At 72.0% G+C, this 24,129-nt stretch carries 22 protein-coding genes; 10 read left to right on the top strand and 12 right to left on the bottom strand.

Features of this window, described 5'->3' with window-relative positions:
- Positions 1–279, top strand: a 279-nt coding sequence (locus ABZ070_RS21330) for a hypothetical protein (protein ID WP_356636113.1), incomplete at its 5' end; no start/stop codon positions are given.
- Between the two features lie 51 nt (positions 280–330).
- Here ABZ070_RS21330 and ABZ070_RS21335 read toward each other — a convergent pair.
- Genes ABZ070_RS21335 through deoC form a run of 3 tightly spaced genes read right to left on the bottom strand, consistent with a single transcriptional unit; the run spans position 331 to position 3,630 of the window.
- Positions 331–1,221: an aldehyde dehydrogenase family protein gene (locus ABZ070_RS21335; RefSeq protein ID WP_356636115.1), complete on the bottom strand. Its 891-nt coding sequence runs from the start codon at positions 1,219–1,221 to the stop codon at positions 331–333.
- Positions 1,214–2,677, bottom strand: a complete 1,464-nt coding sequence (locus ABZ070_RS21340; protein ID WP_356636117.1) for an aldehyde dehydrogenase family protein — start codon at positions 2,675–2,677, stop codon at positions 1,214–1,216. The genes ABZ070_RS21335 and ABZ070_RS21340 overlap by 8 nt, the downstream gene beginning before the upstream one ends.
- 5 nt (positions 2,678–2,682) lie before the next feature.
- A complete protein-coding gene (gene deoC, locus ABZ070_RS21345) occupies positions 2,683–3,630 on the bottom strand; it encodes a deoxyribose-phosphate aldolase (RefSeq protein ID WP_356636153.1) in 948 nt (315 codons plus the stop codon).
- A 157-nt stretch (positions 3,631–3,787) separates the two neighbouring features.
- On the opposite strand from deoC, the gene ABZ070_RS21350 reads away from it, so the two are divergent.
- A complete protein-coding gene (locus ABZ070_RS21350; RefSeq protein WP_356636119.1) occupies positions 3,788–4,423 on the top strand; it encodes a PH domain-containing protein in 636 nt (211 codons plus the stop codon).
- Between the two features lie 68 nt (positions 4,424–4,491).
- On the opposite strand, the gene ABZ070_RS21355 is transcribed toward ABZ070_RS21350, so the two are convergent.
- From ABZ070_RS21355 to ABZ070_RS21365, 3 genes are all read right to left on the bottom strand, one after another.
- On the bottom strand, positions 4,492–6,156 hold the full coding sequence (locus tag ABZ070_RS21355; protein WP_356636121.1) for a phospho-sugar mutase: 1,665 nt from the start codon (positions 6,154–6,156) through the stop codon (positions 4,492–4,494).
- Positions 6,157–6,961: 805 nt separating this feature from the next.
- Positions 6,962–7,792: a purine-nucleoside phosphorylase gene (locus ABZ070_RS21360; RefSeq protein ID WP_356636123.1), complete on the bottom strand. Its 831-nt coding sequence runs from the start codon at positions 7,790–7,792 to the stop codon at positions 6,962–6,964.
- A gap of 119 nt (positions 7,793–7,911) precedes the next feature.
- Positions 7,912–8,349, bottom strand: a complete 438-nt coding sequence (locus ABZ070_RS21365; protein WP_356636125.1) for a gamma-glutamylcyclotransferase — start codon at positions 8,347–8,349, stop codon at positions 7,912–7,914.
- A 225-nt stretch (positions 8,350–8,574) separates the two neighbouring features.
- Here ABZ070_RS21365 and ABZ070_RS21370 point away from each other — a divergent pair, with 225 nt between their 5' ends.
- Together ABZ070_RS21370 and ABZ070_RS21375 are read left to right on the top strand one after the other, a co-directional pair.
- A complete protein-coding gene (locus tag ABZ070_RS21370; RefSeq protein ID WP_356636127.1) occupies positions 8,575–10,014 on the top strand; it encodes an NAD(P)H-quinone dehydrogenase in 1,440 nt (479 codons plus the stop codon).
- Positions 10,015–10,158: 144 nt separating this feature from the next.
- Positions 10,159–11,073 (top strand): DeoR/GlpR family DNA-binding transcription regulator, encoded by a 915-nt coding sequence (locus ABZ070_RS21375; RefSeq protein WP_356636129.1) that lies wholly within the window; start codon positions 10,159–10,161, stop codon positions 11,071–11,073.
- Positions 11,074–11,122: 49 nt separating this feature from the next.
- Here the strand turns inward: ABZ070_RS21375 and ABZ070_RS21380 are convergent, their stop codons facing one another.
- Together ABZ070_RS21380 and ABZ070_RS21385 are read right to left on the bottom strand one after the other, a co-directional pair.
- Positions 11,123–11,689, bottom strand: a complete 567-nt coding sequence (locus ABZ070_RS21380) for a helix-turn-helix domain-containing protein (protein WP_356636131.1) — start codon at positions 11,687–11,689, stop codon at positions 11,123–11,125.
- 170 nt (positions 11,690–11,859) lie between these two features.
- Complete coding sequence (locus ABZ070_RS21385) at positions 11,860–13,611, bottom strand: biotin carboxylase N-terminal domain-containing protein (RefSeq protein ID WP_356636133.1); 1,752 nt, start codon at positions 13,609–13,611, stop codon at positions 11,860–11,862.
- A 381-nt stretch (positions 13,612–13,992) separates the two neighbouring features.
- Between ABZ070_RS21385 and ABZ070_RS21390 the strand changes: the two genes are divergently transcribed.
- Positions 13,993–14,433: a hypothetical protein gene (locus tag ABZ070_RS21390; RefSeq protein ID WP_356636135.1), complete on the top strand. Its 441-nt coding sequence runs from the start codon at positions 13,993–13,995 to the stop codon at positions 14,431–14,433.
- Positions 14,434–14,471: 38 nt separating this feature from the next.
- On the opposite strand, the gene ABZ070_RS21395 is transcribed toward ABZ070_RS21390, so the two are convergent.
- The 4 genes from ABZ070_RS21395 to ABZ070_RS21410 form a co-directional block, all read right to left on the bottom strand.
- Positions 14,472–15,095 (bottom strand): nucleoside triphosphate pyrophosphatase, encoded by a 624-nt coding sequence (locus tag ABZ070_RS21395; RefSeq protein WP_356636137.1) that lies wholly within the window; start codon positions 15,093–15,095, stop codon positions 14,472–14,474.
- Positions 15,096–15,543: 448 nt separating this feature from the next.
- Positions 15,544–15,672 (bottom strand): hypothetical protein, encoded by a 129-nt coding sequence (locus ABZ070_RS21400; protein ID WP_356636139.1) that lies wholly within the window; start codon positions 15,670–15,672, stop codon positions 15,544–15,546.
- 128 nt (positions 15,673–15,800) lie between these two features.
- A complete protein-coding gene (locus tag ABZ070_RS21405) occupies positions 15,801–16,007 on the bottom strand; it encodes an acyl-CoA carboxylase subunit epsilon (protein ID WP_356636141.1) in 207 nt (68 codons plus the stop codon).
- 29 nt (positions 16,008–16,036) lie between these two features.
- Positions 16,037–17,644, bottom strand: coding sequence for an acyl-CoA carboxylase subunit beta (locus ABZ070_RS21410; protein WP_356636143.1), 1,608 nt, complete (start codon positions 17,642–17,644; stop codon positions 16,037–16,039).
- Between the two features lie 134 nt (positions 17,645–17,778).
- Between ABZ070_RS21410 and ABZ070_RS21415 the strand changes: the two genes are divergently transcribed.
- From ABZ070_RS21415 to hutH, 5 genes are all read left to right on the top strand, one after another.
- Positions 17,779–18,642, top strand: a complete 864-nt coding sequence (locus ABZ070_RS21415; protein WP_356636145.1) for a biotin--[acetyl-CoA-carboxylase] ligase — start codon at positions 17,779–17,781, stop codon at positions 18,640–18,642.
- Between the two features lie 156 nt (positions 18,643–18,798).
- Positions 18,799–20,049: an adenylate/guanylate cyclase domain-containing protein gene (locus ABZ070_RS21420; protein ID WP_356636147.1), complete on the top strand. Its 1,251-nt coding sequence runs from the start codon at positions 18,799–18,801 to the stop codon at positions 20,047–20,049.
- A 252-nt stretch (positions 20,050–20,301) separates the two neighbouring features.
- The gene (locus ABZ070_RS21425; RefSeq protein ID WP_356636149.1) at positions 20,302–21,102 is read left to right on the top strand and encodes an enoyl-CoA hydratase-related protein; all 801 of its coding nucleotides are present in this window, start codon (positions 20,302–20,304) and stop codon (positions 21,100–21,102) included.
- 102 nt (positions 21,103–21,204) lie between these two features.
- On the top strand, positions 21,205–22,434 hold the full coding sequence (locus tag ABZ070_RS21430; protein WP_356636151.1) for a diguanylate cyclase: 1,230 nt from the start codon (positions 21,205–21,207) through the stop codon (positions 22,432–22,434).
- A gap of 85 nt (positions 22,435–22,519) precedes the next feature.
- Positions 22,520–24,076, top strand: coding sequence for a histidine ammonia-lyase (hutH, locus tag ABZ070_RS21435; RefSeq protein ID WP_356636155.1), 1,557 nt, complete (start codon positions 22,520–22,522; stop codon positions 24,074–24,076).
- Positions 24,077–24,129 lie beyond the last annotated feature (53 nt).

Consider the following 24,129-nt stretch of genomic DNA (forward strand, 5'->3'; position numbering starts at 1 on the left):
GCCGCCCACGCCGCGCCGGCCGGCCCGGCCGCAGGGCTCCCGGTCGGCGCGGTGACCGGCCTTGTCGGCAACTCGGTGAACGGCGTGGGTGAGCTCAAGAGCCTTCAGCTCGACCCGTTGGCCAACACCGGCGTCGATCCGCTGGACAACGCCGTGGGCACGCAGGTCGCCGACTTCAAGCCGGTCAGCACCGCGCTGGCGACGGATCACATCACCAAGGGGCAGGCGCTCGAGGACCTGCCGGTGGCCGGGCCGGTCGCCGGGACGCTGTTGCCGTAGCCCGGACAGGAAGAAGCCCCCACCTCCGGACGGAGAGGTGGGGGCTTCGGCTCAGTACGCCGAACCCGAGGCGCCCAGCGAACCCGTCGGGTGCCAGACCGTCTTGGTCTCGAGGAACGCCGTCAGGCGGTGCGTGCCGGGGCCGGCCGAGAAATCCACAGCCTGTGGACGGAGAACGCGCTTCAGGTTGTCCGCCGCCGCGACCTCCAGCTCCTTCGCCAGGATCTCGTCGGCGCCGGTCAGGTCGATGCCGTTGACGTCCTGGTGCGCCGCGAGCGGCGTCGCGATCTCGGCCGTGCGGCCGGAGAGCACGTTCACCACGCCGCCGGGCAGGTCGGAGGTGGCGAGCACCTCGCCCAGCGACAGTGCGGGCAGCGGGGCCCGCTCGGAGGCGACGACGACGACCGTGTTGCCGGAGGCGATCACCGGGGCGACGACGGAGACCAGGCCGAGGAACGACGACTCCTGCGGCGCGACGATCGTCACGACACCCGTCGGCTCCGGCGTGGACAGGTTGAAGTACGGGCCCGCGACCGGGTTCGCCCCGCCCACGACCTGAGCGATCTTGTCGGTCCAGCCCGCGTACCAGACCCAGCGGTCGATCGCCGCCTCGACCTGGACCGCGGCCTTCGACTTGGACAGGCCCTCGGCGTCCGCGACCTCGTGCACGAACTGGCTCTTGCGGCCCTCCAGCATCTCGGCGATGCGGTAGAGGATCTGCCCGCGGTTGTACGCGGTCGCGCCGGACCAGCCGCCGAACGCCTTGCGGGCCGCGACGACCGCGTCCCGCGCGTCCTTGCGGGACGAGAGGGGCGCGTTGGCCAGCCACTTGCCCTTTGAGTCCGTCACCTCGTACACCCGGCCGCTCTCGGAGCGGGGGAACTTGCCCCCGACGTACAGCTTGTAGGTCTTGAAGACGCTCAGTCGATCGTGCTCAGACATCGAGGTAGGCCTCCAGACCGTGGCGGCCGCCCTCGCGGCCGAAGCCCGACTCCTTGTAGCCGCCGAACGGCGAGGTCGGGTCGAACTTGTTGAACGTGTTGGCCCACACCACACCCGCGCGGAGCTTGTTCGCCACCGCGAGAATGCGGGAGCCCTTCTCCGTCCAGATGCCGGCGGACAGGCCGTACTGGCTGTTGTTCGCCTTGGCGACGGCCTCGTCCGGCGTGCGGAACGTCAGCACCGACAGGACCGGACCGAAGATCTCGTCCCGGGCGATGGTGTGCGCCTGGGTGACGTTCGTGAACAGCGTCGGGGCGAACCAGTAGCCGGAGGTCGGCAGCTCGCACGCGGGGGACCAGCGCTCCGCGCCCTCCGCCTCGCCCGCCTCGACGAGCGACGTGATCCGGGAGAGCTGCTCCTCGGAGTTGATCGCGCCGATGTCGGTGTTCTTGTCCAGCGGGTCGCCGAGGCGCAGCGTGGACAGCCGGCGCTTCAGGGAGTCCAGCAGCTCGTCCTGGATCGACTCCTGGACGAGGAGGCGCGAGCCCGCGCAGCAGACCTGGCCCTGGTTGAAGAAGATGCCGTTGACGATGCCCTCGACGGCCTGGTCGACGGGGGCGTCGTCGAAGACGATGTTGGCGCCCTTGCCGCCCAGCTCGAGGGTGAGCTTCTTGTTCGTGCCGGCGACCTCGCGGGCGATGGCCTTGCCGACCGCGGTCGAACCGGTGAAGGCGACCTTGTTCACGTCCGGGTGCGCGACGAGCGCGGCGCCCGTGTCCCCGTAGCCGGGAAGGATGTTGACGACGCCCTTGGGCAGACCGGCCTGGCGGCAGATGTCCGCGAAGAAGAGCGCGGAGAGCGGAGTCGTCTCGGCCGGCTTCAGCACGACGGTGTTGCCGGTGGCCAGCGCCGGGGCGATCTTCCACGCCAGCATCAGCAGCGGGAAGTTCCACGGGATGACCTGGCCGGCGACGCCGAGCGGGCGCGGAATCGCGCCGCCGGCCCCGTTCGTCGTCCTCCCGCCGAACCCTGCGTGCTCGAGCTTGTCGGCCCAGCCCGCGTAGTAGAAGAAGTGCGCGGCGACGAGAGGGAGGTCCGCGTCGCGGGTCTCCCTGATCGGCTTGCCGTTGTCCAGGGTCTCCAGGACGGCCAGCTCACGGCTGCGCTCCTGAATGATCCGCGCGATGCGGAACAGGTACTTGGCGCGCTCGGAGCCCGGCAGCGCCGACCACTTCTCGAACGCCTTGCGGGCCGCCTTCACGGCCCGGTCCACGTCCTCGGCGCCGGCCTGGGCGACCTCGGCGAGCACCTCCTCGCTGGACGGCGAGACGGTCTTGAAGACCTTGCCGCCGGCCGCTTCGGTGAACTCGCCGTCGATGAACAGGCCGTACGACGGCGCGATGTCGACGACCGACCGCGATTCGGGTGCGGGTGCGTATTCGAATACGGAAGCCATGTTGATCAGTCCACCGTCACGTAGTCGGGGCCGGAGTAGCGGCCGGTCGCCAGCTTCTGGCGCTGCATCAGCAGATCGTTGAGCAGGCTCGACGCGCCGAAGCGGAACCAGTGGTTGTCCAGCCAGTCCTCGCCCGCGGTCTCGTTGACCAGGACCAGGAACTTGATCGCGTCCTTGGCGGTGCGGATACCGCCGGCGGGCTTCACGCCCACCTGTACCCCAGTCTGCTCCCGGAAGTCGCGGACAGCCTCCAGCATCAGCAGGGTGTTCGCCGGTGTGGCGTTGACCGCCACCTTGCCGGTGGACGTCTTGATGAAGTCCGCGCCGGCGATCATGCCGATCCAGGAGGCGCGGCGGATGTTGTCGTACGTCGAGAGCTCGCCGGTCTCGAAGATGACCTTGAGCCGGGCGCTCCCGGAGGCCTCCTTCACGGCGCGGATCTCTTCGTACACCTTCATGTACTTGCCGGCCAGGAAGGCGCCGCGGTCGATCACCATGTCGATCTCGTCCGCCCCTGCGGCGACCGCGTCACGCACGTCCGCGAGCTTCACTTCGAGAGCCGCGCGGCCGGCCGGGAAGGCGGTGGCCACGGAGGCGACCTTGACGTCGGAGCCCTTCAGGGCCTCCTTGGCGGTCGCCACCATGTCGGGGTAGACGCAGACCGCGGCGGTCGTCGGGGTGCTGCGGTCGGTCGGGTCGGGGTTGACGGCCTTGGCGGCGAGCGCCCGGACCTTGCCCGGGGTGTCCGCGCCTTCGAGCGTCGTCAGGTCAATCATGGAAATGGCCAGATCGATGGCGAACGCCTTGGCCGTGGTCTTGATGGAACGCGTGCCGAGGGACGCCGCGCGGCCTTCGAGGCCGACGGCGTCGACGCCGGGCAGCCCGTGCAGGAAGCGGCGCAGAGTGCTGTCGGACGCGGTCGCGTCGGCGAATGCAGGTGCGGTGGTGGGCATGGTCACCAGGTGAGCATATCTACGCGCGTAGCGACCTGTACAGGGGGTCGGCCGAATTTCTGCGCGAAACGGGACACAAGTGGCGACGCCTCCCACGCCGGCTGTGCGACCCGCCCGCCCCGGGGCGCGCCGTGCGGCGTGCGGCAGAATCGGAACCATGACGAGCCCCCAGCAGCCCGAGCCCTCCACCGACAGCGAACGGGTCTACCGCTCGCCCGCCGGAATGGCGGGCGGTGCGGTGCTGCTCGCGCTCATCGCCTGGATCGCCGTCGACGCGGTCGTCCGCGGCGAGGGCCGCACGCCCTGGCTCGCGCTGGCCGGTGCGCTCCTGGCGGCGCCGGTGGTGGTCGCCTTCACCTTCCGGCCCGCGGTCTTCGCGAGCGACGAGCGGATCCGCATCCGCAACCCGTTCCGGACGATCACGCTTCCGTGGGGGGCCGTGGCGGACGTGCGGGCCTCCTACTCGAGCGAGATCTTCACCCAGGACGGCAGGAAGTACCAGCTCTGGGCCATCCCCGTCTCCCTGCGCAAGCGCAAGAGCGCCGCGCGCAGGCAGGCGCAGGCCGCGTACGACGACCCGCACGGTCAGACGTCCGTGCACGCCGACGTCAACGACTCGAAGGCACGCGTGGCGCCCGCCGACCAGACGGTCGCCGACCTGCGCGCACTGGCCGAGCGCCGCGCCACGGCACCGGAGGCGCAGGGCGACCCGGAGGTCCGCTGGGCGTTCGAGCTGCTGGCGCCCGTGGTGGCGGGTGCGGTGCTGCTGGCGGTGCTGCTGGCGACGGGGTAGAGCGGGTGCGGCATGCCGGGGGAGCCCTCAGGCGGGCCCGGTTCGTGCCGGGCCCGCGTTCGGGTGGGTCAGATGCCCGCCGCGGCGGACAGATCCCGCTTGATGCCGTCGAGTACCTCCGTCGCCCTTTGCCTGGCGCCCGTCAGCGCGCCCGCGTCCGCCACCGGCACCACGACCTCCAGGTAGCACTTGAGCTTGGGCTCCGTACCGCTCGGGCGAACGATGACGCGGGCCTTGAACTCGCCCTCCAGGTAGTAGCGCAGGCCGTCCGTCGGCGGGAGGTTGTCCGTTCCGCGGGTGAGGTCCTCCGCGGTGGTGATCCGGAGCCCCGCCAGCGAGGTCGGGGGCTGCTCGCGCAGCGCGCGCATCGCGTTCGCGATGACGCTCAGGTCCTCGACGCGCACTGACAGCTGATCGGTCGCGTGCAGGCCGTGCTCGACGGCGAGGTCGTCGAGCAGGTCGGTGAGCGTACGGTCGTGCTCCTTCAGCTCGGAGACCAGCTCGGCGACGAGCAGGGCGGCCGTGATGCCGTCCTTGTCGCGGACGCCGTCGGGGTCGACGCAGTAGCCGAGGGCCTCCTCGTAGCCGTACCGCAGCCCTTCGACACGGGCGATCCACTTGAAGCCGGTCAGGGTCTCCTCGTGACGCAGCCCCGCCGCCCCCGCGATGCGGCCCAGGAGGGACGAGGACACGATCGACTCCGCGAAGACGCCCGTGGCGCCCTTGTGGACCAGGTGCTCGGCCAGCAGCGCTCCGACCTCGTCGCCGCGGAGCATCCGCCAGCCGCCGTCGGCCGCCTCGTCAGGGACGGCGACGGCGCAGCGGTCGGCGTCGGGGTCGTTGGCGATGACGACGTCGGGTGAGGTGCGGCGCGCGGTCGCGAAGGCGAGATCCATCGCGCCGGGCTCCTCCGGGTTGGGGAAGGCGACCGTCGGGAAGGCGGGGTCCGGCTCGGCCTGCTCCGCGACGAGGGTCGGCTCGGGGAACCCGGCTCGCGCGAAGGCGGCCGTCAGCACGTCCTTGCCGACGCCGTGCATGGCCGTGTAGACGACGCGGGCGGTGCGCGGGGAACCGGCGCTCAGTACGGCGTCCGTACGCGTCAGGTACGCCTCCAGGACCTCCTCGCCGAGCGTCTCCCACCCCTCGTCGGCGCGGGGGACGTCGTCGAGACTGCGGATCGCGTCGATCTCCGCGGCGATCTCCGCGTCCGCGGGCGGCACGATCTGCGAGCCGTCGCCGAGATAGACCTTGTAGCCGTTGTCCCGCGGCGGGTTGTGGCTCGCGGTCACCTCCACGCCGGCGACCGCGCCCGACTGCCTTATGGCGAAGGCCAGTACGGGCGTCGGCAGCGGGCGCGGCAGCACGGCGGCGCGCAGACCGGCGGCGCGCAGACCGGCGGCGACCATGACGGCGGCCGTGTCGCGGGCGAAGTCCGCGGACTTGTAACGGGCGTCGTAGCCGATGACGACCAGGCCGTCGCCCTGGCCCTTGGACTTCAGATACGCGGCGAGCCCGGCGGCGGCCCGGATCACCACGGCCCGGTTCATCCGCATGGGCCCGGCGCCGAGTTCGCCCCGCAGCCCGGCGGTGCCGAACTGGAGCGTCCCGGAGAACCGGTCGGCCAACTCGTCGAGGTCCTGCGCTTCGATGAGCTTCCCGAGTTCGTCCCGGGTCTCGCTGTCCGGGTCCTCCGCGAGCCACGCCTGGGCCCGCGCGATGAGGTCCTGCTGCACGGTTGCTCCGCCTCTCGTCTCCGACTACGTCGAGTGTGCGCGCCCTTGGGGTGGGCGGGCGTCAATGGCTGTGGGGCGGGCGTGTGGCCGCGTGCCCGCTGCGCGGGGGTGTCCCGCTCTCCCCTACGGCCCGGGGGCCGTGGGCGAGCCCCGCTTCCCGTTGTACCGGTGGGCGCTCCGGCGCGCCCGGGTCTGCTTGTCCGGTGGTTTTGGGGGCGGGGCGCCGGGTCCGGCCCTGGGGGAGCCCCGTTGCCCGTTGTACCGGTGGGCGGTCCGCCGGTGGCGGTCTCTTCCCTCGCCCTGGGGCGAGGGGGCGGGCCCGGGCGTCGGATCCTGAACTGCACCCGCACCCGCACCTGCACCCGGCGAGCGGCAGGACTGCCGGCAGTCCGGCTTCGCCGGCACACCCGGTGTGGCCCCCTTGTCCGCGGACCGGCCGACAAGGCAGCCATGCCAGGGGCGAGGCACTGGGCGAATGCGCGACTGGCGAGCAAGGAGCCGACACCGGCGCCCGGGGCGTCGCCGCCCGGCGGGTCGTCGGCTGTGCCCGGCCCCGAGTCGAGCCGGCCCCGAGTCGAGGCCGGGCGCGTGGGCAAAGCCCCTGACGCCGCGTCGCGGCCGTCGGCCACGACGGCCCCGCCCGGAGGTACCGGGCCCGCACGGCCGGACGCTCGGGGTCCCCGCACCACACCGCGTCGTGTCCGCCGGGCCCCGCCCGCAGGCGCCGGTCCGTCGTGGCCCCGGCGCACCGGGGGCAGCGCCCCCGGGACGACGCCACGCGGCGGCTGCCGGCTCCTCACGTGCCTCAGATGCGTTCCAGCACCCGCGTCAGAAGCTCGCCCATCCGCGCCGCCGAGTCCCGGCCCGCCTGCAGCACTTCCTCGTGGTTCAGCGGCTCGCCGGACAGGCCCGCCGCCAGGTTGGTGACCAGGGAGATGCCCAGCACCTCCGCGCCGGCCTCGCGGGCCGCGATCGCTTCGAGGACCGTCGACATGCCGACCAGGTCGCCGCCCATGACGCGAACCATGTTGATCTCGGCCGGGGTCTCGTAGTGCGGGCCGGGGAACTGGACGTAGACGCCTTCCTCGAGCGTCGCGTCCACCTCCTTGCACAGTGCCCGCAGTCGCGGCGAGTACAGGTCCGTCAGGTCCACGAAGTTCGCGCCGATGATCGGCGACGTGGCCGTCAGGTTGATGTGGTCGCTGATCAGTACCGGCTGGCCCGGGCGCATGCCCTCGCGCAGCCCGCCGCAGCCGTTGGTCAGCACCACGGTCTTGCAGCCCGCGGCGACCGCGGTGCGCACACCGTGCGAGACGGCGGCGACGCCGCGGCCCTCGTAGAAGTGCGTACGGCCGAGGAAGACCAGCGCGCGCTTCTCGCCGATGCGGTACGAGCGGATCCTGCCGCCGTGGCCCTCGACCGCCGGCGGCGGGAAGCCGGGCAGCTCGGTGACGGGGAACTCGGCCTCGGGGGTGCCGAGCGCGTCGACGGCCGGGGCCCAGCCGGAGCCCATCACGAGTGCGACGTCGTGGGTCTCGGTGCCGGTCAGCTCGCGCAGACGCGCGGCGGCGGCGTCGGCCGCGGCGTGGGGGTCGGCGAGTGCGCCGATGAGGTCCGGATTCACAGATGCGTTCACGCGGACGAGGGTAACCCGGGATTGCCTACGCGCGTAGATGACTCAGCCCACGGTCTTCGGATCGTTGTCTTGTCGTTTCCGACGAATGCAGGGGAGCGGCGCGGCAGCCGGGGCACGCGCTAGCAGGGGCGCTTGCGCAGCTCCATCACGTAGTCGTGCGGCGCTCCGGCCGACTCCGCCGCGTCGGCGAGCTCGCCCAGGTAACGAGCGGACGGCAGGCCGCCCTCGTACGCGTTCAGCACGTACACCCAGGCCGGCTCCTCGCCGTCCAGGGTGTCCACACGGACCCGCATGCGCCGGTATATGTCGAGGCCGACGCCCTCCCAGCGGTCCATGGAATCCTCGTCCATCGGGGCGATGTCGTACAGCGCGACGAAGACCTGCGAGCGCGGCGCCTCCACGATCGTGGCGAGCGCTCCCTCCCAGCCCATCTGCTCCCCGCCGAAGGTCAGCCGCCAGCCGTTCAGCCAGCCGGTGCCGCGCAGCGGGGAGTGCGGTGCGCGGCGGGTCATCAGCCGCGCGTCGAGGTTGCCGGCGTACGCGGCGTAGAGCGACATGGGGTCGAGGGTACGGGAGGGGGGCGGGAACCTGCCCGCGCGGCGGGCCCGGCGAGCCCTGAGCATGACAACTTCCGTGGTCGCGGCCGTAGGAAGCCCCCGGAGCGAGAACGCCTGAACGATGCGGGACAATGAAGTACGTACTGCATTCCCCCGGGGGTACCCCCGGACCCCCGGCAGAGCGGGCAGGCGGGCCGGGATCGACAATGCGAGGCGGACTTTTTCGTGACCCGGATCGTGATCATCGGTGGCGGCCCCGGCGGATATGAGGCGGCCCTCGTGGGCGCCCAGCTCGGCGCGGAGGTGACCGTCGTCGACTGCGACGGTCTGGGCGGGGCGTCGGTGCTCACCGACTGCGTACCGTCGAAGACCCTGATCGCCACCGCCGAGGTGATGACGACCTTCGACTCCTCCTACGAGGAGCTCGGCATCATCGTGGCCGACGACACCCCGCACATCGAGCAGGCCGCCCGCGTCGTCGGCGTCGACCTCGGCAAGGTGAACCGACGCGTCAAGCGTCTCGCGCTCGCCCAGTCCCACGACATCACCGCGTCCGTCACCCGGGCGGGGGCGCGCGTCATGCGCGGCCGTGGCCGGCTCGACGGGCAGCAGGCGATGGACGGCTCCCGCAAGGTGATCGTGCGAGCGGCCGACGGCACGGAGGAGACGCTCGTCGCGGACGCCGTGCTCATCGCGACGGGCGGCCGCCCGCGCGAGATCCCCGACGCCAAGCCCGACGGTGAGCGCATCCTCAACTGGACGCAGGTGTACGACCTGGACGTGCTCCCCGAGGAGCTCATCGTGGTCGGTTCCGGTGTCACGGGCGCCGAGTTCGCGGGTGCGTACCAGGCGCTCGGCTCCCGGGTCACCCTCGTCTCCTCCCGCGACCGCGTGCTGCCCGGTGAGGACCCCGACGCCGCCGCCGTCCTCGAGGACGTCTTCCGCCGCCGCGGCATGAACGTCATGGCCCGCTCCCGCGCCGAGTCCGCCAAGCGCGTCGGCGACCGGGTGGAGGTCACGCTCTCCGACGGCCGGGTCATCTCCGGCACGCACTGCCTCATGGCGGTCGGCGCCATCCCGAACACGGCCGGCATGGGCCTCGAAGGGGCCGGGGTGCGGCTGAAGGACTCGGGCCACATCTGGACCGACAGGGTGTCGCGCACGTCGGCGCCGGGCGTGTACGCGGCCGGTGACGTCACGGGCATCTTCGCGCTGGCGTCGGTCGCCGCGATGCAGGGCCGGATCGCGATGTACCACTTCCTCGGCGACGCGGTTGCCCCGCTGAACCTGAAGACCGTGTCCTCCAACGTCTTCACCGACCCCGAGATCGCGACCGTCGGCTACAGCCAGGCGGACGTCGACGCGGGCAAGATCGACGCCCGCGTCGTCAAACTGCCGCTGCTGCGCAACCCCCGGGCCAAGATGCAGGGCATCAGGGACGGCTTCGTCAAGATCTTCTGCCGTCCGGGCACGGGGATCGTCGTCGGCGGCGTGGTCGTCTCGCCCCGCGCGTCGGAACTGATCCACCCCATCTCGATCGCGGTCGACAACAACCTGACGGTGGAACAGATCGCAAACGCCTTCACCGTGTACCCGTCTCTGTCGGGCTCGATCGCCGAGGTGGCACGGCAGTTGCACACCCGGAAGACGGCAGGCGAGGGCTAAACCCGGCGAACCCCGGGCACTCCACGCGGCGGGCGATCAACTTGGGGGCCGCCTATATCAGTTGGCGGCCTCTTAAGTGCGCAATTTCCACTTTTCGGCACATGGAGCTGAAAACTGACGGGCGGTGGGGTTACTGTCAGTTTCGTGTTCGCTGCAGAACGTCGCCAGTTGATCCTTGAAATGGTGCGCGCCAACGGAGCCGTGTCGCTCCGTGAGCTCGCCCGCGTCGTCCAGACCTCCGAAGTGACCGTACGGCGGGACGTGCGGGCACTGGAGGCAGAAGGACTCCTCGACCGCCGGCACGGCGGTGCGGTACTGCCGGGCGGGTTCACCCGCGAGTCCGGCTTCCCGCAGAAATCCCTGTCCGCGACCGCCGAGAAGACGGCCATCGCCGATCTCGCGGCGGCCCTCGTCGAAGAGGGCGAGGCCATCGTGGTCGGCGCCGGAACGACGACGCAGGAGCTGGCCCGCCGGCTCGCGCGCGTTCCCGGACTGACCGTGGTCACCAACTCGCTGCTGGTCGCGCAGGCGCTGGCGCATGCCAACCGGGTCGAAGTCGTCATGACGGGCGGGACCTTGCGTGGTTCCAACTACGCGCTGGTGGGCAGCGGTGCGGAGCAGTCCCTGCAGGGACTGCGGGTCTCCCGCGCCTTCCTGTCCGGGAGCGGGCTCACGGCCGAACGCGGCCTGTCCACGTCCAACATGCTCTCGGCGAGCGTGGACCGGGCGCTGGTCCAGGCCGCGGCGGAGGTCGTGGTCCTGGCGGACCACACCAAGCTCGGCACGGACACGATGTTCCAGACGGTGCCGACGGACGTGATCACGCGCCTCGTGACGGACGAGCCGCCGGCGCACGACGAGCGGGCGGCGACGGAGTTGCAGGCGCTGGCCGACCAGGGCGTGCAGATCGCCGTCGCCGGCAGCGGGGGCGCGGCGGCCGGGCCGCGGCACGATGTGCCGCTCCCCGGGCAACGTCGCACCCGCGCGGGCCTCCGCAGCGCGCTGCCCTCCGACGCACTCCCGGACCGCCCCCGCGTGGCGGACCTCCGCCGCCGCTGACCCTCCCCCCGGGGCGCCCCACGACAGGGTGCGCCCCCGGCAGGACGCCCTACTCCGCGCGCAGGCCACGCAGGGTCAGGGTCAGCAGGCGGTCCGCCAACTCCCGGTCCTCCGGGGCTTGTTCAGCCGCCAGAGCGATCGCGTTCGTCAGTTGCATCAGGTCGGCGATCGAGACGTCCGCCCGTACCGAACCCGCCTCCTGCGCCCGGACGAGCAGTCGTTCGCCGGCCTGACGGAGAGGGACGCTGCAGGCCGTGAGGGCCGAGTCCTCGTCGTGGGACGCCGACATCAGCGCGCGGGCCAGGCCGCGGTACTCACCCGCGTGGGTGACGAGGGCGCGCAGCCATTCCACCAGCGCCATGCACGGCTGCTCCGCGCCGGCCAGTTCGTGCGAGCGCTCCAGCAGCGCGGCGAGCGCCTCCTGGAAGACCGCGTTCATCATGGCATGGCGGTTCGGGAAGTGCCGGTACAGAGTGCCGATGCCCACCCCCGAGCGGCGCGCGATCTCCTCGAGCGACGCGTCGGTGCCCCGCTCCGCGAACGTGGCGCGAGCCTCGGTCAGCAGTCGTTCGTAGTTGCGTCGCGCGTCGGCGCGCTTGGGCCTGGTGTCGGTCACGCCGTCAAGGATGCCGGATGATCCGGGACGGGCGGTCGGCGTGGTGGCGGCTGCGGTGGGCCGGTACGGACGCCCCGGACATCAACGTCGCAGGGCGCGACCATGACGAAGGGCCCATGGCACGGATGCCGTGGGCCCTTCGGCGAGGCTCGGAACGAGCGGACCGAGTGTCAGTCCTTGATCTCGCAGATCAGCGCGCCGGAGGTGAGGGACGCACCGACCTCGGCCGCAAGGCCCTTGATCGTGCCGGAGCGGTGCGCGTTCAGCGGCTGCTCCATCTTCATCGCCTCGAGGACGACGATGAGGTCGCCCTCCTTGACCTCCTGGCCCTCCTCGACGGCGACCTTGACGATCGTGCCCTGCATCGGGGAGGCGAGGGTGTCGCCGGACGCGGCCGACGACGACTTCTTCGCGGCCCGGCGCTTCGGCTTGGCACCTGCCGCGAGGCCGGTGCGCGCCAGCGTCATGCCGAGCGAGGACGGCAGCGACACCTCGAGGCGCTTGCCGCCGACCTCGACCACGATGGTCTCGCGGCCGGACTCGTCCTCCTCCGCGTCCCCGACGACGGCGAAGGGCTTGATCTCGTTGACGAACTCGGTCTCGATCCACCGGGTGTGGATCCGGAACGGGTCCGCCGTGAAGGCCGGGTCGGCCACGACCGCGCGGTGGAACGGGATCGCCGTGGCCATGCCCTCGACCTGGAACTCAGCCAGCGCACGCGCGGCGCGCTGCAGCGCCTGCTCGCGCGTCGCACCGGTCACGATCAGCTTGGCGAGGAGGGAGTCCCACGCCGGGCCGATCACGGAGCCGGACTCGACGCCCGCGTCCAGCCGCACACCCGGACCGCTGGGCGCGGAGAAGGTGGTGACGGTGCCGGGGGCGGGGAGGAAGCCCCGGCCCGGGTCCTCACCGTTGATGCGGAACTCGAAGGAGTGCCCGCGCACCGCCGGGTCGTCGTAACCCAGCTCCTCGCCGTCGGCGATACGGAACATCTCGCGCACCAGGTCGATGCCGGTGACCTCTTCGGTGACCGGGTGCTCGACCTGCAGTCGGGTGTTGACCTCCAGGAAGGAGATCGTGCCGTCGAGGCCGACCAGGAACTCGACCGTGCCGGCGCCGACGTAACCGGCCTCCTTGAGGATGGCCTTCGACGCGCGGTACAGCTCCGCGTTCTGCGCCTCGGACAGGAACGGTGCCGGCGCCTCCTCGACCAGCTTCTGGTGGCGGCGCTGCAGCGAGCAGTCACGCGTGGAGACGACCACCACGTTGCCGTGCGAGTCGGCCAGGCACTGGGTCTCGACGTGACGCGGCTTGTCGAGGTAGCGCTCGACGAAGCACTCGCCGCGCCCGAAGGCGGCGACGGCCTCGCGCACCGCGGAGTCGTACAGCTCCGGCACCTCTTCGAGGGTGCGGGCGACCTTCAGGCCGCGACCGCCACCGCCGAAGGCGGCCTTGATCGCGATCGGCAGGCCGTGCTCCTTGGCGAACGCGACGACCTCGTCGGCCCCCGAGACCGGGTCGGGCGTTCCCGCGACCAGCGGCGCACCGGCGCGCTGCGCGATATGACGGGCGGCGACCTTGTCACCCAGATCGCGGATCGCCTGCGGCGGCGGGCCGATCCAGGTCAGGCCCGCGTCGATGACCGCCTGAGCGAACTCGGCGTTCTCGGACAGGAAGCCGTATCCGGGGTGGACGGCGTCCGCTCCCGAATCGGCCGCTGCTGCAAGCACCTTGGCCATGTCCAGATAGCTGGCGGCCGGGGTGTCACCGCCCAGGGCAAACGCTTCGTCGGCCGCCCGGACATGCAGAGCGTCCCGGTCCGGATCGGCGTAGACGGCTACGCTTGCGATCCCGGCGTCCCGGCAGGCACGGGCAACGCGGACAGCGATTTCGCCACGGTTGGCGATGAGCACCTTGCGCACGATGGCTCCCTCCTTGAAACAAGCTGAGTTTAGGGACTGCCGACACGGCCTTTCGACCCGTCCCCAATGGTGAGCTTGCCCACACGGAGCGTGATTCGAGGCTCGCTCGATCGCGAAATCCCTTGTCGCACCACGGTACGACGGGTTCCTCTCCCGCACAGTAGCCCTCCGGTGTGGTCAAGGTCTCTGTCTCTGAGGCCAGCGGCCGAACGGGTTTCTTTGTGGAGTCCCTACGAATGGCCCAATGATTCTTTGCCCCGGGACCGAGCGTGCCGCGGCTCTTGTCCCAGCGTTTACCGGTCAGTAGCCTCGCGGCTGTCGTACGTACTTCCGGTTACACAGAGGGTTGGGGGCGCCGTGGTGCGCAGACCGGTGGCCGTAGTGGCTGCGCTTGTCCTGCTGGTGGAGGCTGTCGGCATCGTCGTGCTCAACGGCATCATGGCCACGTTCGTCGATGCCCAGCGGATGTCGCTCGACGGCCTGGATCCGGACGTGATGGTGACCGCGACCTGGGGGCTGGGGATCGGGACCGGTCTGCTCCTCGCGCTGTGCGGTGTCCTGCTGCTGGTGATGGCCGTACGCGACCGGGCGCCCGGCCGCTTCACCCGCATCCTGCTGATCGGCCTGGCCGTCCTGCACGGGGTGCTGGGCGCGCTGACGGTGGGTCTGGTCGGGTGGACCGCGTTCGCCTGGATGATGGTGGTGCTCGGCCTGATCGTGGCGTCACTGATCGCGTACGGCAAGGAGCGGCCGGCGCGGGAGGCGGGCGGAGAGGACGGACCGGCGGCGCCGCCCGTCGGCGGGGCGGCGTCGCCGGCCTGAGACGGAGAGGGCGCCGGCCGGACTGAGGCTGCGGCCGTTCAGGCCGCGGAAGCGGCCCAGAAGTCGGTGATCGAGAAGCCCAGCTCGGCGAAGAGCTTGCGGAGCAGGGGCAGCGAGAGACCGATGACATTGCCCGCGTCGCCGTCGATTCCGTCGATGAACGGGGCCGAGCGGCCGTCGAGCGTGAACGCGCCCGCCACGTGCAGGGGTTCGCCGCTCGCGACGTACGCCGCGATCTCGGCGTCCGTCGGCTCGCCGAACCGCACGACGGTCGACGCGGTCGCCGACGCCCGGCGTCCGGTCGCCGTGTCGATCAGGCAGTGCCCGGTCTGCAGCACGCCCGCACGGCCGCGCATCGCCTTCCAGCGGGCGGTCGCCTCCTCGGCGTCCGCCGGCTTGCCGAGCGCCTCGCCGTCGAGTTCCAGGACGGAATCGCAGCCGATCAGCAGTGCCCCGGCGGCCTCGGGCCGCGCGGCGACGGCCGTGGCCTTCGCCTCGGCGAGCACCAGCGCGAGCTCGGCGGGCGTCGGCGCGTCGATGGCGTCCTCGTCGACGCCGCTGACGATCACCTCGGGCGCGAGGCCGGCCTGCCGGAGCAGGTTCAGGCGCGCGGGGGAGGCGGAGGCGAGGACGAGACGGGGGCGGGAGTGCGACGGGGTCATGGGGGCATCGTAGGCGGCGGTGCGTCTTCCCCACCCCGCCCTTTCCCGAACCGGATTCCACCCGGCCCCCGGGCGCCGGGGCTTGGCCGACGGGCCTTGCCTGGCCGCCTGTGGGGGCTCTGCCCTGAGCCGCGCGCCTCTCAAGAGTCGGTGGGGCTGTAGCGGCCCCGTGCGTCGGGGCTTCGCGCTGAGCCGCGCCGCGGCTCGTGCGCCGGTGGGGGCGGAGTGGTTTGCCTGTCGGGCCTGCCTGAGCCGGGCGCTTGAAGCGCCGGTGGGGCTGGAGTGGCCCCGTGCGTCGGGGCTCCGCGCTGAGCGGCGCGGCTCGTGCGCCCGGTGGGGGCGGAGCGGCTTGCCTGTCGGGGCTCTGCCCCGAGCCGCGCTTCTCAAGCGCCTGGGGCGGTGTGGCCGGTCCGGGCGGGGCGGCGGGGCTCGGTGTTGCGGGCCGGTGTCAGCGGAGGCCCGCCGCGAGCATGGCCACCAGCATGGCCAGCGCCAGCAGCAGGCCCGCACGACGCAGCATCGCCTGCATGTCGCGCAGTTCCTTGGGGGGCTCGTTCTTCGGGTCGGACCACAGCATGCCTTCGATGGTGCGGGCGGACACGTCCACACGCCTGAGTACGCGTACTCAAACCACGAACGCGCCTGCCTCCGCCGCGCCCGCGAAGGCCGGGCCCTCCCCTCGAGGGCCCGGCCTTCCCGTCACACTCAGACCGGCCAGTAGCTGCGCGCCCACGCCCGTGGGCCGGGCAGCGGCCTGTTGCTGCGGGCGATCCGCGCCGGGTCCGACCAGCCCTCGGGCAGCGTGGGACCCCCGGCTGAGGCGCCTTGGATCGCCGCGGCCCGGGCCTGGACCACCGCCAGTGCGGCGGCCAGCTCCTCGGGGGTCGGGTTTCCCCGTACGACCTTGATCATCGTCGCGTCCCTTCCTCGTGCTCGGAGCCCTACAGGGGAATGTTCCCGTGCTTCTTCGGCGGCAGACTCTCCCGCTTGGTACGGAGCTGGCGCAGGCCCTTCACGATCTGCGCTCGCGTCTCGGACGGCATGATCACGCCGTCGATGTAGCCGCGCTCCGCCGCCGTGTACGGGTTGAGCAGCGCGTCCTCGTACTCCTGGATCAGCCGGGCCCTGGTGGCTTCCTGGTTCTCCGGGGCCTCGGCGGCGATCGTGCGGCGGTGCAGGATGTTGACCGCGCCCTGGGCACCCATGACGGCGATCTGCGCGGTCGGCCAGGCGAGGTTGAGGTCGGCGCCCAGGTGCTTGGAGCCCATGACGTCGTAGGCACCGCCGAACGCCTTGCGGGTGATCACCGTGATCAGCGGGACGGTCGCCTCCGCGTACGCGTAGATCAGCTTCGCGCCGCGACGGATGATGCCGCCGTACTCCTGGTCGACGCCGGGAAGGAAGCCGGGGACGTCGACGAACGTCAGCACCGGGACGTTGAACGCGTCGCAGGTGCGCACGAAACGCGCGGCCTTCTCCGAGGCGTTGATGTCCAGACAGCCGGCGAACTGCATCGGCTGGTTGGCGACGATGCCGACCGGGTAGCCCTCGACCCGCCCGAATCCGGTCACGATGTTCGGGGCGAACATCCCCTGGGTCTCCAGGAATTCACCGTCGTCGACGACATGCTCGATGACGGTGCGGATGTCGTACGGCTGGTTGGCCGAATCCGGGATGAGCGTGTCCAGCTCGCGGTCCTCGTCGCTGACCGCCGTGTCCGCCTCCTCGGGGAACGAGGGCGCCTCGGAGAGGTTGTTGGACGGCAGGTACGACAGCAGGGACTTGACGTACTCGATCGCGTCCTTCTCGTCGCCCGCCATGTGGTGGGCGACACCGGAGGTGGTGTTGTGGGTGCGCGCGCCGCCGAGCTCCTCGAAGCCGACGTCCTCACCGGTGACGGTCTTGATGACGTCCGGGCCGGTGATGAACATGTGCGAGGTCTGGTCGACCATCACCGTGAAGTCGGTGATGGCGGGGGAGTACACCGCGCCGCCCGCGCAGGGGCCGACGACCAGCGAGATCTGGGGGATGACGCCGGAGGCGTGGGTGTTGCGGCGGAAGATCTCGCCGTACATGCCCAGTGCGCTGACGCCCTCCTGGATGCGGGCCCCGCCGGAGTCGTTGATGCCGATGACCGGGCAGCCGGTCTTCAGCGCGAAGTCCATCACCTTGATGATCTTCTGTCCGAACACCTCGCCGAGAGCACCGCCGAAGACGGTGAAGTCCTGCGAGAAGACGGCGACGGGACGGCCGTCGACCGTGCCGTAGCCGGTGACGACACCGTCGCCGTACGGCCGGGTCTTCTCCAGACCGAAGTTGGTCGAACGGTGGCGGGCGAACTCGTCCAGCTCCACGAAGGAGCCCTCGTCGAGGAGCAGTTCGATCCGCTCCCTGGCCGTCAACTTGCCTTTGGCGTGCTGCTTTTCCACTGCACGGGCGGAGCCGGCGTGCGTCGCCTCTTCGATACGGCGCTGAAGATCCGCGATCTTTCCTGCGGTGGTGTGGCTGCTCGGGTCAGGTGAGAGGGCGATCTCTTCCGGCTCGGACATCGGGATGCGGCTCCCTGGCTGCTCACGGGGACGGCTTACGGGGACGTGTTAACGATCGGTTGCTACTGCCCCGTAGCGTATCGGCGCGGATACCGTTCGGCAGTGCGGCGTTGGCCACACCTAACCTGGCTTGCATGACGCCTCCCCATGCGCCCGACAGCCGCTGGTCCGACCTCGACCGGCCCCCGCTGAACACCGCCGCGCTGCGTCGCGGCATCGTCGTCCCCGGCGGACTGTGGACCTCGCTCGAGGTGGTCGCCGCCACCGGCTCCACGAACTCCGACCTGGCTGCGCGGGCGGCCGCGCTGCCGGAAGGTGCGGTGCTGATCGCGGAGGAACAGACCGCGGGGCGGGGCAGGCTCGACCGCACCTGGAGCGCGCCCGCGCGCTCCGGCCTCTTCTTCTCCGTGCTGCTGCGCCCCGGCCCCGACGTGCCGGCGACGCGCTGGGGCTGGCTGCCGCTGCTCGCCGGGGTGGCCGCCGCGACCGGACTGGCGAGGGCCGCGGGCGTGGACATGTCCCTCAAATGGCCCAACGACCTGCTGGTGACCGTCAAGGGCGAGGAGCGCAAGACCGGCGGCATCCTCGCCGAGCGGGCCGGGGACGACGCGGTGGTGCTCGGCATCGGCATCAACGTCTCCCTGAACGCCGAAGAGCTGCCCGTGCCCGCGGCCGGTTCCCTGGGCCTCGCGAACGCCGTGTCCACCGACCGGGACCCGCTGCTGCGGGCAGTGCTGCGTGCCCTGGAGAAGTGGTACACCGACTGGCGCGCGGCCGACGGCGACCCCGCCGCCTGCGGCCTCCAGGAGGCCTACGCGGCCGGCTGCGCGACCCTGGGGCGCCAGGTGCGGGCCGAGCTGCCCGGCGGCACCTCCGTGACCGGTGAGGCCCTCGCGCTGGACGGGGACGGCAGGCTGGTGCTGGCGACGCGGGACGGGCAGCGGCACCCGGTCAGCGCGGGCGACATCGTGCATCTGCGGCCGTCGGACTCGGACTGAGAGCCCGCGGCAGAGGTACTCGGAGCCCACCGGCGTGGGCCTGGACGAACGGGCCCGGCCGTCCGGACGTGAGCCAGGGCACACCTGCCGTATCGTTGAGGCGATCGAGCGACAGATCGGCAGGGCATTGCGCAGGGAACGGGCAGGAGGCGGCTGGTGACAGTCGACGACACCACTTCCGGCGCGGGCGCGCAGCCGCCGTCGGACGGCTCTTCCGGCGCGTCCGCCTCGTCATCGGGGCAGTCCGGGCCCACAGGGTCGTCCTCCCGGTCCTCCGGTGCTGCTTCCGGGGCGTCCGGGACCTCCGGCGCGGTGCACCCCACGCCCCATCACGAGGTCGACCACACGGCTGAGCCCTCCGACGACCCGCTCGCGATACGGCTGGAGCAGCTGATCCTCGGCGCCGAGCGGCGCTACACCGCCTTCCAGGCCGCCCGCACCGCCGGTGTGTCCATGGAGCTCGCCGCCCGTTTCTGGCGGGCCATGGGCTTCGCCGACATAGGGCAGGCCAAGGCGCTCACCGAGGCGGACGTGCTCGCCCTGCGACGGCTCGCCGGTCTCGTCGAGGCGGGCCTGCTCAGCGAGCCGATGGCGGTCCAGGTGGCCCGCTCGACCGGTCAGACCACCGCCCGACTGGCCGACTGGCAGATCGATTCCTTCCTGGAGGGCCTGACCGAGCCGCCCGAGCCCGGCATGACCCGCACCGAGGTCACCTACCCCCTGGTCGAGCTGCTCCTGCCCGAGCTGGAGGAGTTCCTCGTCTACGTCTGGCGGCGGCAGCTGGCCGCGGCGACCGGACGCGTCGTGCAGGCCGCGGACGACGAGGAGATGGTCGACCGCCGTCTCGCCGTCGGCTTCGCCGACCTGGTCGGCTTCACCCGGCTCACCCGCCGCCTGGAGGAGGAGGAGCTCGGAGAGCTCGTCGAGTCCTTCGAGACGACCTGCGCGGACCTGGTGGCGGCGCACAGCGGCAGGCTGATCAAGACTCTCGGCGACGAGGTGCTGTACGCGGCGGACGACGCGGGCACCGCGGCGGAGATCGCCCTGCGGCTCATCGAGACGATGACGGACGACGAGTCGATGCCCGCGCTGCGGGTCGGCATCGCCTTCGGCACGGTCACCACCCGCATGGGCGATGTCTTCGGCACGACGGTCAACCTGGCCAGCCGGCTGACGTCGATAGCGCCGAAGGACGCCGTACTGGTGGACGGGGCGTTCGCGGAGGAGCTGATCAGGACCGGCGACGCGCCGGCGTCCGAGGCGGAGGCCGCGGAGGAGGCGGTGAAGGCGAAGAAGGAGGGCCGGGAGGTCCCCACGTACCGCTTCGCACTGCAGCCGATGTGGCAGCGGCCGGTCCGCGGACTGGGCGTTGTCGAGCCGTGGCTGCTGTCGCGCCGGCCGTCGTGAGGCGGGCGGGCGCGCAGCGCCTGCGGGATGTTCGCCCCTGACCGGCCGCTGTGCGCCCCGAGCCCCGCGCCCGGAACCCCGCGCCCCGCGCCCCGCGCCCCGAACACCTCACCCCGAGCCCCGAGCCCGGAACCCCGCGCCTCGAGCCCCCTGCTGCCGGGCGGCCCCTGACTTGTTCAGCCCCATCCGCCGATGGGGGAAATCGGGCCCGGCCTATGATCCCGGTGAACCATCGTTAACCGGGAGGGTGTCATGTCGGAGTCCGAGCAGCGGTTCGGGGAGTTCGTCGTCGTGCGCAGGCACGAGCAGGGCCATGTCGCCGAGCTCGTCCTCGATCGGCCCAAGGCCATGAACGCCGTCTCCACCGAGATGGCACGCTCCATCGGGGCCGCCTGCAGCGAGCTCGCCGCGGACCGGGACGTGCGGGTGACGGTCGTCGCGTCGAGCAGTGAGCGCGCCTTCTGCGTCGGCGCCGACCTCAAGGAGCGCAACTCCTTCTCCGACGCCGAGTTGGTCCGGCAGCGGCCCACCGCCCGTGCCGCCTACACCGGTGTGCTGGAGCTGCCCATGCCGACGGTCGCCGCCGTGCACGGGTTCGCGCTCGGCGGGGGGTTCGAGCTGGCACTGTCCTGCGATGTGATCGTCGCCGACGCGACCGCCGTCGTCGGCCTGCCCGAGGTGTCGGTCGGCGTCATCCCCGGCGGCGGCGGTACGCAGCTGCTGCCGCGCCGGGTCGGTGCCGCCCGTGCCGCCGAACTCGTGTTCACTGCGCGGCGCGTGGAGGCGGGGGAGGCGCGGGAGTTGGGGCTCGTCGACATCCTCGCCGAGGACGCCCGTGCGGAGGCGCTCGCGCTCGCCGCCCGGATCGCCGTGAACTCGCCGGTGGGCCTGCGGAACGCCAAGAAGGCCATGCGGCTCGGGCAGGGGCTGGACCTGCGGGCCGGTCTCGAGGTCGAGGACGCCGCGTGGCGGGCCACCGCGTTCTCCGGCGACCGGGCGGAGGGCGTGGCCGCCTTCAACGACAAGCGCAAGCCGCAGTGGCCCGGCGAGTGAGCGAGTAGCAGAAAGGGCCTGAAGCGGGCGATCGGCCGACGCGCGACCGGCTCGGTCCACTCCAACTGATCACATCGCCACAAACCTCCCTAAGCTGGGTGAATGGCTGTGGATGGGCGGTTGCGGTCCGTGGTGGCGCTGGCTCAGGCGATGGCCGCCGCCCAGACCCCGCGCGATTGCTGGCGGGCGGCGGCTCTCGGCGCGTGCGGCGCGCTCGCCGGGTCGTTCTCGGCGCTCTCCGTGTGGGAACGCGAGCGCGGGCGGCTGAGGGTGCTCGTCAACGTGGGCGAACGCGCCCCGGACGAGGAGGAGTTCCCCGAGTCGGAGACGTACCCGGTGAACCACTTCCCCGAGATCACCGAGTTCCTGCACGAGCGCTGGGCGGGCGGCGGTGAGTGGGGACCCCTCCCTCGCCCGGAGCGCGGTGGGGGAGCCTGGGTGGAGACCGCGGCGGGTCCCGCGGCACCGGGCCACGGCTACTTCCATCAGGGGGCATCTCCCACGGACGCGGTCCTGTGGGGCAGGGTCGCGGCGCTCCGCCGTCGCGGCCGGGGGTGCTGCGTCGTCGCGCCGATCGTGCTGCACGGCAGGGCGTGGGGCGAGCTGTATGTGGCCCGGCCGCCGGGGGCGCCGGTGTTCGACCGGGACGACGCCGACTTCGCGACGGTTCTGGCGTCCGTCGTGGCCGCCGGGATCGCCCAGACCGAGCGGCTCGAGGAGGTCCGCAGGCTCGCGTTCACCGATCCGCTGACGGGCCTCGCCAACCGTCGCGCGGTCGACACGCGACTCGACGAGGCGCTGGAGCAGCACCGGGCGGACGGCGCGGTGGTCAGCCTCGTCGTGTGCGACGTCAACGGTCTGAAGCAGGTGAACGACACCCAGGGCCATGCGGTCGGGGACCGGTTGCTGGAGCGGTTCGGTTCGGTCCTGTCGCTGTGCGGGGCGATGCTGCCCGGCGCGCTGGCGGCCCGTCTCGGCGGGGACGAGTTCTGCCTGGTGGCGGTGGGGCCCACCGCCGACGAGGTGGTGGACGTCGCCGACGAACTGTGCGCCAGGGCGAAGGAGTTGGAGATCGGCGAGGGAGTCGCCTGCGGCGTGGCGTCGACCGGTGACCCGATCGGGGAGGTGCACTCGGCCCGGCGGCTCTTCCGGCTGGCGGACGCGGCCCAGTACCGGGCGAAGGCCGCCCGTTCCCTCAAGCCGGTGGTCGCGGGCCGGGACGGCACGGTGATGCGGCTCGCCGACTCCCCGCCGCGCTCCCCGCGCGACCGTCGCCGCTTCCGGGACGCGAGTTTGGAGGACGCGGCGGAGGAGCCGTGGAGCGAGCCCTGAGGGCGGCGCTCGAGCCGGTAAGGGGCCGGCCCGGCCTCCAGTGGTGACAGGTTTGGATTCAGTCCGTACGCTGCTGAATATGGATATGCAAACTGTCGTGGTGGGGACGTCCGGTACCACCGCCGATGACGTCGTCGCCGTGGCCCGCCGCGGAGCCCGTGTCGAGCTCTCCGCCGAGGCCGTCGCCGCCCTCGCCGCGGCCCGCGGGATCGTCGACGCGCTGGCCGCCAAGCCCGAGCCCGTCTACGGCGTCTCCACCGGATTCGGAGCCCTCGCCTCCCGTCACATCAGCCCCGAGCTCCGCGCACAGCTGCAGCGCAACATCGTGCGCTCGCACGCGGCCGGCATGGGTCCGCGCGTCGAGCGCGAGGTCGTGCGCGCGCTGATGTTCCTGCGTCTGAAGACCGTGTGCTCCGGCCGGACCGGCGTACGCCCCGAGGTCGCGCAGACCATGGCGGACGTGCTGAACGCGGGCATCACCCCCGTCGTCCACGAGTACGGCTCCCTCGGCTGCTCCGGCGACCTCGCACCGCTGTCCCACTGCGCCCTGACGCTCATGGGCGAGGGCGACGCCGAGGGGCCCGACGGCACCGTGCGCCCCGCCGGCGAGCTGCTCGCCGAGCACGGCATCGCACCCGTCGAGCTCCGCGAGAAGGAGGGCCTCGCGCTCCTCAACGGCACCGACGGCATGCTCGGCATGCTGGTCATGGCCCTCGCCGACCTCGAGCGTCTCTACAAATCGGCCGACATCACCGCGGCCCTGTCCCTGGAGGCCCTCCTCGGTACCGAGAAGGTCCTCGCCCCCGAGCTGCACACCATCCGCCCTCACCCCGGCCAGGGCGCTTCGGCCGCCAACATGCTCGCCGTCCTCGAGGGCTCCGGGCTCACCGGCCACTTCCAGGAGGAGGAGGCGCCCCGCGTCCAGGACGCCTACTCGGTGCGCTGCGCCCCGCAGGTCGCGGGTGCCGGACGCGACACCATGGCGCACGCTCGCCTGGTCGCCGAACGCGAGCTCGCCTCGGCCGTCGACAACCCGGTTGTGCTTCCCGACGGCCGGGTGGAGTCCAACGGCAACTTCCACGGCGCGCCCGTCGCCTACGTCCTGGACTTCCTCGCGATCGCCGCCGCGGACCTCGCCTCCATCACCGAGCGCCGCACCGACCGGCTCCTCGACAAGAACCGCAGCCACGGCCTGCCGCCGTTCCTCGCCGACGACGCCGGCGTCGACTCGGGCCTGATGATCGCCCAGTACACGCAGGCAGCCCTCGTCAGCGAGATGAAGCGCCTCGCCGTCCCCGCCTCCACGGACTCCATCCCGTCCTCCGCCATGCAGGAGGACCACGTGTCGATGGGCTGGTCGGCGGCCCGCAAGCTGCGCACCGCCGTCGACAACCTCACCCGCGTCATCGCCGTGGAGCTGTACGCGTCGACCCGCGCGATCGAACTGCGCCGCCACCTCACCCCGGCCCCGGCCTCGCAGGCCGCGATCGAGGCGCTGCGCGCCACCGGCGTCCAGGGACCGGGGGAGGACCGTTTCCTCGCTCCCGACCTGGCGGCCGCGGACGCGTTCGTCCGGGACGGGAAGCTCGTCGCGGCGGTGGAGCCGGTGACCTTGTCCAGGTCGAAGCCGAGGTCGCGGTAGGACGGGATCACCTGTGCGGCGAAGGCCTCGTTGATCTCGACGAGGTCGATGTC

The organism is Streptomyces sp. NPDC006283, assembly GCF_040613325.1.
Lineage (GTDB): Bacteria > Actinomycetota > Actinomycetes > Streptomycetales > Streptomycetaceae > Streptomyces.